The 14,019-nt window shown below is 62.3% G+C and carries 10 protein-coding genes and 1 pseudogene; 8 read left to right on the top strand and 3 right to left on the bottom strand.

The features are described 5' to 3' along the window. Positions 1-13 precede the first annotated feature (13 nt). The 6 genes and pseudogenes from BGO16_RS07590 to BGO16_RS07615 all read left to right on the top strand — a co-directional run bounded on the left by BGO16_RS07590 (position 14) and on the right by BGO16_RS07615 (position 6,506). Positions 14-778 (top strand): crotonase/enoyl-CoA hydratase family protein, encoded by a 765-nt coding sequence (locus tag BGO16_RS07590; protein WP_292618010.1) that lies wholly within the window; start codon positions 14-16, stop codon positions 776-778. A 158-nt stretch (positions 779-936) separates the two neighbouring features. Beyond that, positions 937-1,866 (top strand): histone deacetylase family protein, encoded by a 930-nt coding sequence (locus tag BGO16_RS07595; protein ID WP_292618011.1) that lies wholly within the window; start codon positions 937-939, stop codon positions 1,864-1,866. Between the two features lie 66 nt (positions 1,867-1,932). Next, complete coding sequence (locus tag BGO16_RS07600) at positions 1,933-2,196, top strand: exodeoxyribonuclease VII small subunit (RefSeq protein ID WP_292618012.1); 264 nt, start codon at positions 1,933-1,935, stop codon at positions 2,194-2,196. Positions 2,197-2,718: 522 nt separating this feature from the next. Further along, positions 2,719-4,644: a 1-deoxy-D-xylulose-5-phosphate synthase gene (gene dxs / locus BGO16_RS07605; RefSeq protein ID WP_292618013.1), complete on the top strand. Its 1,926-nt coding sequence runs from the start codon at positions 2,719-2,721 to the stop codon at positions 4,642-4,644. An 89-nt stretch (positions 4,645-4,733) separates the two neighbouring features. Further along, a complete protein-coding gene (locus BGO16_RS07610) occupies positions 4,734-5,468 on the top strand; it encodes a TlyA family RNA methyltransferase (protein WP_292618014.1) in 735 nt (244 codons plus the stop codon). Positions 5,469-5,557: 89 nt separating this feature from the next. Beyond that, positions 5,558-6,506: pseudogene (locus BGO16_RS07615) on the top strand (IS630 family transposase). A gap of 127 nt (positions 6,507-6,633) precedes the next feature. Here BGO16_RS07615 and BGO16_RS07620 read toward each other — a convergent pair. Beyond that, positions 6,634-8,745 (bottom strand): TonB-dependent receptor, encoded by a 2,112-nt coding sequence (locus tag BGO16_RS07620; protein ID WP_292618015.1) that lies wholly within the window; start codon positions 8,743-8,745, stop codon positions 6,634-6,636. Positions 8,746-9,135: 390 nt separating this feature from the next. Here BGO16_RS07620 and flhA point away from each other — a divergent pair, with 390 nt between their 5' ends. Further along, positions 9,136-11,265: a flagellar biosynthesis protein FlhA gene (flhA, locus tag BGO16_RS07625; protein ID WP_292618016.1), complete on the top strand. Its 2,130-nt coding sequence runs from the start codon at positions 9,136-9,138 to the stop codon at positions 11,263-11,265. 321 nt (positions 11,266-11,586) lie between these two features. After that, positions 11,587-11,787 carry a hypothetical protein gene (locus tag BGO16_RS07630; protein WP_292618017.1) on the top strand — a complete coding sequence of 67 codons (201 nt, stop codon included), beginning with the start codon at positions 11,587-11,589 and terminating at the stop codon, positions 11,785-11,787. A gap of 316 nt (positions 11,788-12,103) precedes the next feature. Here the strand turns inward: BGO16_RS07630 and fliJ are convergent, their stop codons facing one another. After that, the gene (gene fliJ, locus BGO16_RS07635) at positions 12,104-12,526 is read right to left on the bottom strand and encodes a flagellar export protein FliJ (RefSeq protein WP_292618018.1); all 423 of its coding nucleotides are present in this window, start codon (positions 12,524-12,526) and stop codon (positions 12,104-12,106) included. Positions 12,527-12,634: 108 nt separating this feature from the next. Next, positions 12,635-13,960 carry a flagellar protein export ATPase FliI gene (fliI, locus tag BGO16_RS07640; RefSeq protein WP_292618019.1) on the bottom strand — a complete coding sequence of 442 codons (1,326 nt, stop codon included), beginning with the start codon at positions 13,958-13,960 and terminating at the stop codon, positions 12,635-12,637. Between the last annotated feature and the right edge of the window lie 59 nt (positions 13,961-14,019).

Genomic DNA, 14,019 nt, shown 5'->3' on the forward strand with positions numbered 1-14,019 from the left:
AACGAAACACATCATGACCGGACATGTCATAGTCGCCGACGACAACGCCGTCCGGATTATTTCCATGCGCCGTCCGGAGAAGAAGAACGCGATCACCCGCGAGATGTATCGCACGATGAGCAAGGCGATCAATGCTGCGCAAAACAACCCGGCGATCCGCTGCATCCTCATCACCGGCGGCTCGGGCGTGTTCACGGCGGGCAACGACCTCGACGACTTCCCAAAGGACAGCGCATCCGGCAGCAGCGGCGGGCCCCGCGCGTCCGACGCCGTCACATTCCTTCACGCGCTGGCGCACAATACAAAATCGCTGATCGCAGCGGTGGAAGGCCTCGCCATCGGCATCGGCGCCACCATGCTGTTCCATTGCGACCACGTCATCGCCGGCAGCACGGCGACGTTCTCGACGCCCTTCATCCACCTCGGCCTGGTGCCGGAAGGCGGGTCCAGCCTGCTGGCGCCGCGGACCATGGGATATCAGCGCGCCTTCGCCATGCTGGTGCTGGGCCGCGCGCTCGGCGCGGAGGAGGCCCGCGAAGCGGGTTTCGTCACCACCGTGGTCGTGCCGGGCGAGGCCGAAGCCGAAGCTAAAAAAGTCGCCCGCGAGATCTGCGCGCTGCCCGTGGAAGCCGTCGCCATTTCGCGCAAACTTCTGAAGCCGCCGCCGGAGGAACTGACACGCAGGATCGATCAGGAAGCCTGCCTGTTCGCCGAGCGGCTGCGTTCGGAGGAAGCGATCGCCGCGTTTCAGGCGTTTTTCGCGCGCAAAAAGGAATGACAGCCAAGTCCGTGGGACCGCCCGACACCTCCCGTGATCCGCCGAAGTGGATCTCGCCGGCGGCATCAGGACCGCGATACCTTTCGGAACCTGGCATAACCCGGTAGATTGATCCTTCGCTGTCGCGCGCGATGCTCGCGCGGCGGTCAGGATATAGCATGACAACGCTCGTTCTCACCCATCCCGCCAGTCTCGATCATCTGACGCCGCCCGGCCATCCGGAGCGGCCGGATCGGATTCGCGCCATCGACAAGGTGCTGACCGAGGATCGTTTCAAGGGTCTGGCGCGCGGCGAGGCGCCGAAAGGATCGCTGGATTCGGTCGCGCTCTGTCATAGCGAGCACTATATTGCCGAACTCCGGCATAGGTCGCCAACGGATGGGCTAGTCTATCTCGACGGCGACACCTCGATGTCGCCCGGGACATGGGAAGCCGTCATGCGTGGCGTTGGCGGCGCGATCGCGGCGACCGAGGCGGTCATCGCCGGCCGCGCCAGCAACGCGTTCGTCGCCACGCGCCCGCCCGGACATCATGCCGAGGCCGGCCGGGCCATGGGCTTCTGCTTTTTCGACCAGGCGGCGATCGCGGCGCGTCATGCCCAGCGCAAGCACGGTATCGACCGCGTGGCCGTGGTCGACTTCGATGTCCATCACGGCAATGGCACACAGGACATCTTCTGGGCCGATCGAACGGTGATGTATTGCTCGACCCATCAGATGCCGCTGTTTCCCTACAGCGGCGCGACCGACGAACGCGGCGATCACGACACCGTCGTCAATGCGCCGCTGGCAGCGGGCGATGGCGGGATCAAATTCCGTTCCGCGTTCGAGAACCTGATCCTGCCGCGCGTTCGGACTTTCGCGCCCGAACTTCTCATCATTTCCGCCGGCTTCGACGCCCACAGGCGCGATCCACTGGCAAGTCTCAATCTGGAGGCGAGCGATTTCGGATGGGTGACGCGCAAATTGATGGATATCGCCGATTCGACCGCGGACGGCCGAATTGTCTCGGTGCTCGAGGGCGGCTATGATCTTCAAGGCTTGCGGGAATCGGTGGCCGCGCACGTCGCCGCATTGATGGGTGCGTGACATTCTGCCGCGCTAAGGCCGAAACGCTCCCATAACCTGCAAGCAATCGATTCCGGAAAACATCAGATGGCCGAAAATACCCTCGCCAACACACTTGCCGACGTGAAGAGGCTGTCCTTCGAGCATGCCATCGCGGAGCTTGAATCCATCGTCAAGCGCCTGGAGGACGGCAAGGTCCCGCTCGAGGAATCGGTCGTGATCTATGAACGCGGCGAAGCGCTGAAGCGACGTTGCGAGGAACTGCTTCGGCAGGCCGAAGCGCGGGTGGAGAAAATCACCACGGACGCGTCCGGCCGCCCGACGGGGACGGAACCGCTGGATGTGCAGTAGAAAACTCCACGCCGGAATGTTCCATCGACGGAGGCCGATCCGGAACCCGTGAGGGCCCAAGGCTTTAATTCAAATTAAGTATCCTTGAACTAATTATCCTTGATTATTGTGCAGTCGCGGTTCCGCAGGGCTGCAACTTCAGCCCGTTGGTGGCGTTAGCTTTCCACTTTCCGGCAGGCCGGGTTGCGACATTGAACCTTCGGCAGGGCCAGCCCAACCCAAAGGCTGCCCGTTGGCTTTGGCCGCAGGTTTGGTGTAATGCTTTTTGAACTGCGCGCTGCCGAACCTGCTCCGCGACCGGCGCTGAAGCGGGTAAGTGCCTTAAGCAGCTCACAAAAACGATTTGGATCGGTGATACGATATAAAGAGTGACGTCTACTACAGTTCTCGGCCGGAGCGTCAGCCAAACTTCAAGCATGTCAGCGCCTGAAGTTTCGCGACCCTGGGGACGTCTGTTGCGCGACGGCGCCGCTGTCCTATCTCCGTCTGAGGCTCCCGGACATACAAAATTGGAATGCCGCAGTGACTGATTTCAGTAAGACCCCGCTTCTGGATACCATCCGCACCCCCGCCGACTTGCGCAAGCTCAAGTTGGAGCAGATCCGGCAGGTCGCGGACGAGTTGCGCCAGGAGACCATCGACGCGGTGTCGGTGACGGGAGGACATTTCGGCGCGGGCCTCGGGGTGGTCGAACTGACCACCGCAATCCACTACACCTTCGATACTCCGCGCGATCGGCTGATCTGGGACGTCGGCCATCAGGCCTATCCTCACAAGATCCTGACCGGCCGCCGCGACCGAATCCGCACGCTGCGTACCGGCGGCGGGTTGTCCGGATTCACCAAGCGCACGGAGAGCGACTACGATCCGTTCGGCGCCGCGCACTCCTCGACATCGATCTCGGCCAGCCTCGGCATGGCGGTGGCGCGCGACCTCTCCGGCGGCAAGAACAACGTCATCGCCGTGATCGGCGACGGCGCGATGTCGGCGGGCATGGCGTACGAGGCGATGAACAACGCCGGCGCGATGAATTCGCGGCTGATCGTTATTCTGAACGACAACGACATGTCGATCGCGCCGCCGGTCGGGGCGATGTCGGCCTATCTGTCGCGGCTCTACTCGGGCAAGACCTACCGCTCACTGCGCGAAGCCGCCAAACAGCTCGGCAAACACCTGCCGAAAATGATCGCCGACCGCGCCGAGCGCGTCGAGGAATATTCGCGCGGCTTCATGGTCAACAGCGGCACACTTTTCGAAGAGCTCGGCTTCTACTACGTCGGTCCGATCGACGGCCACAACCTCGACCACCTGCTGCCGGTGCTGAAGAACGTCCGCGACATGGAGAACGGCCCGATCCTGGTTCACGTGGTCACGCAAAAGGGCAAGGGCTATCCACCCGCCGAGGCCGCAGCCGACAAGTATCACGCGGTGGTCAAGTTCGACATTTCCACCGGCGCGCAATCCAAATCCAAGCCGAACGCTCCCGCCTATCAGAATGTGTTCGGCCAAAGCCTCGTCAAGGAGGCCGAAAAGGACGACAAGATCGTCGCCATCACCGCGGCGATGCCGTCGGGCACTGGCGTCGACATCTTCAACAAGGCGTTCCCGAAGCGCACCTTCGATGTCGGCATCGCCGAGCAGCACGCGGTGACCTTCGCCGCTGGCCTCGCCACCGAGGGCTACAAGCCGTTCTGCGCGATCTATTCGACCTTCCTGCAACGCGGCTACGATCAGGTGGTGCACGACGTGGCGATCCAGTCGCTGCCGGTGCGCTTCGCCATCGATCGCGCCGGCCTCGTCGGCGCCGACGGCGCGACGCATGCCGGGTCGTTCGACAACGCCTATCTCGGCTGCCTGCCGAACTTCGTCATCATGGCCGCCGCCGATGAGGCCGAGCTGGTGCACATGGTCGCGACACAGGTCGCGATCAACGATCGCCCGAGCGCGGTGCGCTATCCGCGCGGCGAAGGCCGCGGCGTCGAGATGCCCGAGGTCGGCGTCCCGCTTCCGATCGGCAAGGGCCGCGTCATTCGCCAGGGCAACAAGGTCGCGCTTTTGTCGTTCGGCACCCGCCTCGCCGAGTGCGAGAAAGCGGCAGACGAGCTTGCCGCGCACGGCCTCTCCACGACCATCGCCGACGCGCGTTTCATGAAGCCGCTCGACGTCGATCTGGTGATGAAGCTCGCGCGCGACCACGAGGTGCTGATCACCATTGAGGAAGGCTCGATCGGCGGCTTCGGCTCGCATGTCATGCAGACGCTGTCGGACAACGGCATGCTCGATGGCGGGTTGCGGATGCGCGCGATGATCCTGCCGGACGAGTTTCTCGATCACGACACGCCGGCGGCGATGTACGCCGTCGCCGGGCTCGATGCCAAGGGGATCGTCGCCAAGGTGTTCGAGGCGCTCGGCAAGGACGTCAACACCGAGACCGTCAAGCTGGCGTGATCCAATCGGGACTCTTGGCCCGCCTTGCCTTTGGCCAACTTGGAGCCGGATGTGGCTAGGGGCTGATAATGGCGAAGCGCGAGAGCACCATGTCCCCTCCTCGCAAGCGCGCCGACGTGTTGCTGGTCGAGCGCGGCCTGTTCGAGAGCCGGGCGCGGGCACAGGCTGCGATCGAGGCCGGACTCGTGACCGCCAACGGCAAGGCGGTGAGCAAAGTCTCCGAGACCATCCCGGAGAGCGCCACGCTCGAGGCACATCCTGCGCACCCCTACGTGTCGCGCGGCGGCGTCAAGCTCGCCGGCGCGCTGGAGCGCTATCCGATCGAGATCGAAAACCATGTCTGCCTCGATGTCGGCGCCTCGACCGGCGGCTTCACTGAGGTACTGCTCGCGAACGGCGCGAGCCTGGTCTTCGCCGTCGACGTCGGACACGATCAACTGCATCCAAGCCTGCGCGACCATCCGCGCGTGGTGTCTATGGAATCCACCGACATCCGCTCTTTCGAGGGCAAGCGTCTGCCGCAGCGGCCGGACGTGGTGGTGATGGATGCGAGCTTCATTTCGTTGAAGGCCATTCTTCCGGTCGCGTTATCGCTGGCGGCCGCGCCGATGCATCTCCTCGCGCTGATCAAGCCGCAATTCGAGGCGCCGCGCGCCGCGATCAAGAAAGGCATCGTGCGCGACGCGGCGGTGCATCGCGCGGTGTGCGACGACATCGCGGCCTTTGCGGCAACGCTCGGATGCACCGACATCGATGTCTTTCCGTCGCCGATCGCCGGCGGCGACGGCAACGCCGAATTCTTCCTCGGTGCGCGCCGTGGCTAGAGCGGGATGGGTTTATTTTGAATTGATTGAGATTCCCAAATCAGAATGCATCTGATTCAACATGCTGACTGGGAAGGAGGCCAGCATGGATGGGACAAGCCTATTCGAACGACCTTCGTGAGCGGGTAGTGCGTGCTGTCGTTAAAGGTGGCCTGTCGCGGCACCAGGCTGCGGCCCAGTTTGGGGTGGGCATCAGCACGGCGATCAACTGGGTACAACGCTTCCACGAGACCGGCAGCGTCGCGCCAAGCCAGATCGGCGGCTACAGGCCAAAGAAGATTGCGGGGCCGCACCGCGAATGGCTGCTGCAACGGTGCCGAAAGGACTTTACCGTGCGCGGGCTGGTGGCCGAACTTGCCGAGCGTGGCCTTAAGGTCGATTACCGCACGATGTGGGAGTTCGTTCACGCTGAGAAGCTCAGTTACAAAAAAAGACGCTGATTGCCGCAGAGCAGGATCGTCCCGATGTCGCCCGTCGGCGAGCGCAATGGACCAGGTATCGAGATCGGATTGATCCCACTCGGCTGGTGTTCATCGATGAGACCTGGACCAAAACCAATATGGCGCCGCTGCGGGGCTGGGCGCCGCGCGGTCAACGCATCAAAGCCAAGGTGCCGCATGGCCGCTGGCAGACCATGACCTTTATGGCCGCTCTGCGCCACGATCGCATCACCGCGCCGCGCCGTGGTTCATCGAGGGGCCGATCAACGGCGAAGCCTTTCTTCTCTACATCGAGAAGGTTCTGGTCCCGACCCTGCGGCACGGCGACATCGTCATCATGGACAACCTCGGCTCGCACAAGGCCAGCGCCGTGCGTCGCGTCATCCGTGCCGCCGGTGCCCGGCTCTTCTACCTGCCGAAATACTCGCCTGATCTGAACCCGATCGAGCAATTCTTTGCCAAGTTCAAACACTGGCTACGCAAAGCCGCCCAGCGAACCACCGAGGCCGTCTACAATGCTATCGCTCCGATCCTCGAAACCGTTGCACCGGCTGAATGCGCCAACTACTTCGTCAATGCAGGATACAACCAAATCTAAACTCATCATGCTCTAGCGCATGATGATTTTTGATCGAGATCGGTCAAAAATCATCGACGTGGTCGATTCAATGTCTTGAGAAGCGGGATGCGGGCGGAAAACCGCACCGCAGTTTTCTCGTCCCGCTCTAGAAGGTGGCCTTCGCCTTGAGATAGAACGTGCGTCCCGGCTGCGGCAGACCCCAGGCCAGTTCGTAGTTCTGGTCGAACAGGTTCTTGACGCCGCCCGCCAGCTCGACGTTCTCCATCAGCATATAGCTGACGTTGACGTTGGCGAGCGTATAAGCTCCGGTGCGGATATAGGGGGCGGGAAAGGCGTTATACACCACTCCGCTCCCGGAGGTGTTGACCTCGCTCCAGCGGTCGCTGGCGATCTCCAGGCTCGGCGTGACGGTAAGCAGATCGATCGGCCGCCACGATGCATAAAGGAACGCCTTGTGTGTCGGCACGCCACCCGGCTTGAACCCGGGAACGGACACGTCACTGACGTCACGCTCGATGAAAGTATAGTTGCCGCCGACCGTAAGCTGCGGCGAAAGCTGCGCGTCCAGTGACATCTCGAAGCCGTAGAACTCGCCTTTGTTGATGTTGCGCGTCTGTGACTGCGTCGAACTGACACGAACCGCCTGGATCAGATCGCGCACGTCACTATAGAAGATCGCAGCCGAGCCCTTCAGGTTGGGAGCGATGCGACCCTTCCAGCCCAGTTCGTAGTTGGTGGCGCGCTCGGGGCCGAGGTTGGGGTTGGGAATCGCGGTACCGAACCGCTGGCTGTAAAGCTCGAAGATGGTCGGAAAGCGCGCGCGGTCGGATACGCTGAAATGAACCTCCGCGGTGTCGCTGTAACGCCAGATTGCCGCCGTCTGCCAGTTGAAGGAATTGGCGCCCCCTTTGGGGTATTCGTAAATCCCGCGAGCACTGTTGTATTCCTGGGCCTTGCTGATCCAGTAATCGTCGTAGCTGATGCCACCGACCAGATCGAAGTCCGGCCTGACGTGGAACGTGTTTTCCAATGCGAGCGAATACGTCGTCTGCGCCTGATTCTGCTTCGGCTCGACAAAGCCTCCAGAGGGTAGCGTCGGCTGGTTGTGATTCCATTCGGTGTGGGAATCCTCACGGTAATGAAACGCCGCCTTCAGCGTGTTCATCGGGATCAGTTCGGTGCCGGCCTCGACCGAGCCGCCGCGCGCGTTGTCGTCATAATAGCTGTTAAAGCCTCGGCCAAGCGCCTGCTTCGTATAGGTGATGTCGTCGAAGGCCGAGAGCAGGTTGTAGAACGTGTTGTAGTAAAGCTTGGTCTTGACGTAGGAGGCGTCGCCGAGTTGCGTGCTCGACATGAACGACAGGTTCTGAATATCCCACGCCGGCCAGAGCCAATAGTTCTGTGGCTGTGGCGGATTGTTGTAAACGTTGAGCGGCGCGCCCTTGGAGCCGGACTGCTTGATGAAGTTGATGCTATATTCGTCGGTGGCGTTCGGAGTAAAACCAGCCTTGAGGTTGACGCGCCAGTCGCGGCTGTCCGAACCGTCGCGCCGGCCGCCATCCTGAAGCGAACCACGATAGGAGCCCTGCGCCGGGAAGGGACGGTAGTCGCGCGACAGCGACCAGAAGTCCTGGTCGAGATAGTTGGCGCTGCCCTGAACGTAGAATTTTTCCTGACGCGAGCCGAGCATCGCGTAGCTGTTCCAGCCCTGGTACGCGCCGCGATTGTCGAATGCGGCGCCGCCGCTGAATTCGCCCTCGAACGGCTTCACCGGTTTGCGCGAGACCAGGTTGATGGCGCCGCCCATGCCGCCGGGGCCGTCGAGCACCGAGGCGTAACCCTTCTGGATCTGAATTTCGGCGATGTCGTTGGTGAGAAAGCGGCTGAAATCGAGCCGGTTGTCGGCGGGCAGATAGACCCGCACGCCGTCGATCATCAGCGGCACCTGCCAACGGCCGAAACCGCGGACGAAGATGTCGGTCTCGTTGCGCTGGCCATTGGGAGACAATGTACTGACCACGCCGGGCACCAGATTCACCGCCTGGTCGAGGGTTTGCTTCCCGAACGTCCACATCTCCTCGCGCGTGATCGTCGAACCGCCGACGCCGGTCTGGCCCTGCCCGGCCCCCGAAACATAGATCTCGCCCAGTTGATAGACCCCGTCACGATCCTGCGCTTCGGCGCCGACCGACATCGCGACAATGGCTACCGATGACAGGAGCACACTCCTGCCCGCAAACCTCGTTGATCGTCTCACGCCTGCCCCCTTGCCCCTTACGATTCGTTATATTCAACTGAATATATTGATATCGAAGAACGCGAGGTTTCGGCATAGGTGACATATTGACGCATATATAACGCAAGGCAATGACCCAGAAATAAAGGTGTCACCCTGCGGATTGACCTGACCGCCGACGCCGCCGCTTCCATGTCCGCGCCGGCCGAAAACCGGCGGCGTTTGCCGGAAACGTTAACCCTTCGCTAACCATACACCGGGCAAATTTTGCCGGGCGGAATCCGGGTGACGTGGAGCGTCGCTGGCTGCGCGAACGGGAGGAGCCCGTGGACGCCAGCGCGGCACTTCACTTACGCGGCGCAGACGGCTCGGGACGCGCGGACAGCATTCGCGGGGGAAACGGCAACCACAATGAGCATCACGGCGGGTCAGGGCGCGGGCGCGCAAGTCTCGGGTTTTCCGAGTTTCAGCGAAATCGTAACCATGCTGCGGCGCGGCGATCTCGCGCTGGCCTTCGGCATTCTCACGATTCTCGTCGTCCTGATCCTGCCGCTGCCCTCGGTGGTGCTGGACCTGTTCCTCGCCATCTCGATCACGCTGTCGATCCTGATCCTGATGACGTCGCTGTTCATCCAGGCTCCGCTGGAATTCTCCGCATTCCCGACCGTGCTCCTGATTTCGACCATGCTGCGCCTGTCGCTCAACCTGGCCTCGACCCGCCTGATCCTGTCGCACGGTCACGAGGGCACAGCCGCCGCCGGCCATGTCATCGAAGCCTTCGGCAACTTCGTCATGGGCGGCAACTTTGTGATCGGCATCATCGTGTTCGCGATTCTTGTGATCGTGAACTTCGTGGTCATCACCAAGGGTTCGGGCCGCATCGCCGAAGTCGCGGCGCGCTTTCAACTCGATTCGATGCCCGGCAAGCAGATGGCGATCGACGCCGACCTCTCCGCGGGTCTGATCGATGAAAAGACCGCAAAGGAGCGGCGCAAGGCGCTCGAGGACGAAAGCGGTTTCTTCGGCGCCATGGACGGCGCCTCGAAGTTCGTGCGCGGTGACGCCATCGCCGGCCTGCTCGTCGTCTTCATCAACATCATCGGCGGCATGATCATCGGCATCGCCCAGCAGGGCTTGAGCTTCGGCGACGCGGCGCACAGCTACACCGTGCTCACCGTCGGCGACGGTCTGGTGACGCAGATTCCGGCGCTGATCGTGTCCACAGCCGCCGGCCTTCTGGTGTCGAAAGCCGCCGTCACCGGCGCCGCCGACAAGGCGCTCATGAAACAACTCTCCGGCTATCCGCAGGCGCTCGGCATGTCGGCGGGGGTGATGCTGGTGCTGGCGATGCTGCCCGGCATCCCGATGCTGCCGTTTCTCGCGCTGGGAAGCGGTGCGGCGGCGCTGGCCTGGACCTCGCGCAAACGTCACAGCATCGCGGCTGCGGAAGCGCAAGCGGCGGCATCGTCCGAAGCGAAGGCCGCGACGGCCCAGGCAGCCGCCGAGGAGCCGATCTCCGCGGCGTTGAAGATCGACGACCTGAAGATCGAACTGGGTTATGCGCTGTTGCCGCTGGTCAATGGGCCGGACGGCCAGGATCGCCTCACCGAACAGATCAAGGCGCTGCGCCGCTCGCTGGCGATCGAGATGGGATTCGTGATGCCGGCGGTGCGGATTCTCGACAACGTGCAACTCGAAGCCAACACGTACATCATTAAAATCAAGGAGGTCGACGCCGGCTCCGGCCGGATCTGGCCGAACCAGTACATGGTGATGGATCCCACCGGCGATCAGGTCGATGTCCCCGGCATCCACACCACCGAGCCGACCTTCGGCCTGCCGGCAACATGGGTCGATGCCTCGCTGAAGGAGGAGGCTTCGCTGAAGGGCTATACCGTGGTCGATTCCGCAACGGTGGTTTCGACCCATCTCACCGAACTGCTCAAGACCAACATGTCGGACCTGCTCTCCTACGGCGAGGTGCAGAAACTTCTGAAGGATCTGCCGAAGGAACAGGGCGAACTGGTCAAGGACATCGTCCCCGCCCAGATCACGATCTCCGGGATCCAGCGCGTGCTTCAGCTTCTGCTTGCCGAGCGCATCTCGGTCCGCGATCTCTCCACCATCCTCGAAGGCATCGCCGATGCGCTGGCCTTCTCGCGCAATCCGGCGACGCTGGTCGAACATGTGCGCGCCCGCCTCGCGCGCCAGATCTGCGCCCAGAATACGTCGGGCGCCGGTTACCTGCCGCTGGTCGCGCTTTCGGCAAAATGGGAGCAGGCCTTTGCCGAATCCATCATCGGCCAGGGCGAAGAGCGCAGCCTTGCGATGCAACCCTCCAAGCTGTCCGAATTCATGACGGCGGTGCGCGACCGTTTCGAACAGGCTGCGCGCGAAGGCGAGGCACCGGTGTTAGTGACCTCAGCCGCAATCCGGCCGTTCGTCCGTTCGCTGGTCGAGCGGTTCCGCGCCCAGACCCCGGTGCTGTCGCAAGCCGAGATCCATCCGCGCGCCCGGCTCAAGACCGTCGGAAGCATCTGATCACCATCGAATCACGACGCCGTGGATGCGGCATTTTGGCATCAGACAAGTGATTTAAGTCTGACACGACAGGAGCGGCCCCCGATGGCCGGATCGAACTGGAATTTAACGTTAAAACGCTGATATAATTGTAAAATCATGGATTCACCGGCATCTTTCAGGCTGACCTGATCGCGCTGCTTCACACCTTTTCACGGCCTTGTGATGGCCTCTTCGGAACGGTGAGGACACTTCCTACGTTTTCAGGGCGCGAAACCATGAACCTGTGGGCAGACGACGGAGACAAATCTCCAAAGGAAGTTAACGGCAGGAGGGCTTCCAATGAACCACTCGATTTACAGCGCGGATCGGACGACCCACCTGAAGATCGTGGTGGTCGCTCTCATCGCAGGGATCGCGGTAGCAGGCTTTGCTGTTTCGGCGCGCATAAACGCAGACGACGGCTATACGCAGACCGCGCGCGTTATCAAGGCCGGCAAGCCGATGGCGGTCACGAGTTCCGACGCAATGGTGGTTCGCTGATGAATTTAAGGAATCACGAGGCTTCTTTACTTTGCCCCCCGAAGTCGCCGCGTGAGTCGTAGAGTACCCCACTAACCCCAAGTGGACTACGATGGAAAACGCCCGCCCCCCACGGGCGTTTTCTTTTGCGCCTTTTCTTTTGCGCCAATGAAACGTGCGCCGACGAAACGCGGCGTCCCAGTCGTCGATCCGGGGCGGGCCGCCTGAGCATTATCCGCTTTCCGTCGTCGGCGCAGCTTCGAGCACATGAGCTGCGCAAAAACAAACCCGGGCCAAACAGCCCGGGTTTGTTGAATGTGAACTCTCGATCTGTTGTTCAGGCGATGGCGGCGTTCATGCGCGCCCGCATCTGACCGATACTGTCGAGATCGGCCTGCTCGCGCGCACTCTCTTCCGCGCGCTCGCGTGCCTGGTCGCGTTCGTCCAGCAATTCGACCTTCTTCAGTTCCTCAAAGGCTTCCGCCAGGTTAATTTTGGCCTCTTCGAGCTGGACACGCAGTTCGTCCGCCGAGCGGGTCAGGTTTTCGCGACGCTGGATCGCCGCCTTGGCATAGGTCGGATAGGCGAAGTGCGCTGGATCGTTGATCCCGGCGCGCTCCTGCTCGATTTCGATCTCACGCTCCAGATCGACCGACATGCGCTGAAAGTCAGCGATCATGCTCTCGATCTGGGCCACCCTCCGTCGCTTTTCCTCGACCTGGAATTTCCTCAGGCGGATCAGCGTTTCACGCGACTTCATCGACTCGTACTCCCTCCAGAAGTCCCCATCCGAGCAGGACACACTGGCCACCGCTTGCGGGCCTCGCCGGCACCTCTCCGATAACAAGCAGATGATGACCCGACAAAGTTAGCTTTCCGTTTCCAAGGTCTTAAGGATTTGCTGCAACCGCAGATAGCCGTCCTCGATGCTGGTCACCTCGTCCTTGGCCTGACGCAGGAAATCTTCCAGGACGGGATTGAGCCGGATCGCCTCGTCGACCTCGGCGTTGGAACCGCTCCGGTAGGCTCCGAGGCGGATCAGTTCCTCCATGTCGGAATAGGTGGCCATCACCTGCCGCCCGCGCGTGATGACCGGGAGGAAGGCCGGATCGGCGGATTTCGGCATAGTGCGCGACACCGATTTCAGGACGTTGATCGCGGGATAGCGGCCGCGCTCGGCGATCGAGCGCTCCATCACGATATGGCCGTCGAGAATGCCGCGTACCGCGTCGGCCACCGGTTCGTTGTGATCGTCGCCATCCACCAGCACCGTGAAAATGCCCGTGATGGTCCCCTTGTCGGAGCCCGGACCGGCCCGCTCCAGGAGTTTGGGCAGTTCGGTGAACACAGTCGGGGTGTAGCCTTTCGTGGTCGGCGGCTCACCGGTCGATAATCCGATTTCGCGCTGCGCCATCGCAAACCGCGTCACCGAATCCATCATGCACATGACATCCTTGCCCTCGTCGCGGAAATATTCCGCGATGGCGAGCGTCAGATAGGCAGCCTGCCGCCGCATCAAGGCGGGCTCGTCGGAGGTCGCGACCACGACCACGGATCGCGCAAGCCCTTCCTCGCCGAGATCATCCTGCAGGAATTCCTGCACCTCGCGGCCACGTTCGCCGACCAGCCCGATCACCGAAACGTCGGCATCCGCGTTACGCGCCAGCATCGACAGCAGCACCGATTTGCCCACGCCGGAACCGGCGAAAATGCCGAGCCGCTGGCCGCGGCAGCAGGTCAGGAACGTGTTCAGCGCGCGCACCCCGAGATCGAGCGGCTTGCCAACGCGCTTGCGCGAATGCGCGGGCGGCGGCGAATTGCGAAACGGCATCGATACCGATCCCTGTGGCAACGCCCCCTTGCCGTCGACCGGTTCGCCCATGGCATTGAGAACACGGCCAAGCCAGGCGGCGGACGGGCGCACCTGACCGGAGGCATTGGCGATCACGGCGCGGCAGCCGCGCCGCACCCCCTCAAGGCCGCCGAACGGCATGACCACCGCATTGTCGCCGCTGAAGCCGACCACCTCCGCCGGGATGATGCGGTCGTCGCCGGTCTCGATCACGATGCGCGCGCCGACCGACATGGCATGGATGGGTCCAGCGACCTCGACCATGAGGCCACGCACCCCCACGACACGGCCATAAATATTGACGCGTTCGATATCGCCGACCTGGTCGGCGAGGCCCTTCATCGCGAAAACCTTAAGTTTCCGCGCATTAGCAGACCCCCTTTAACCTCGTGTTTACCCGC

Source organism: Nitrobacter sp. 62-23, from assembly GCF_001897285.1.
Classification (GTDB): Bacteria; Pseudomonadota; Alphaproteobacteria; order Rhizobiales; family Xanthobacteraceae; genus Nitrobacter.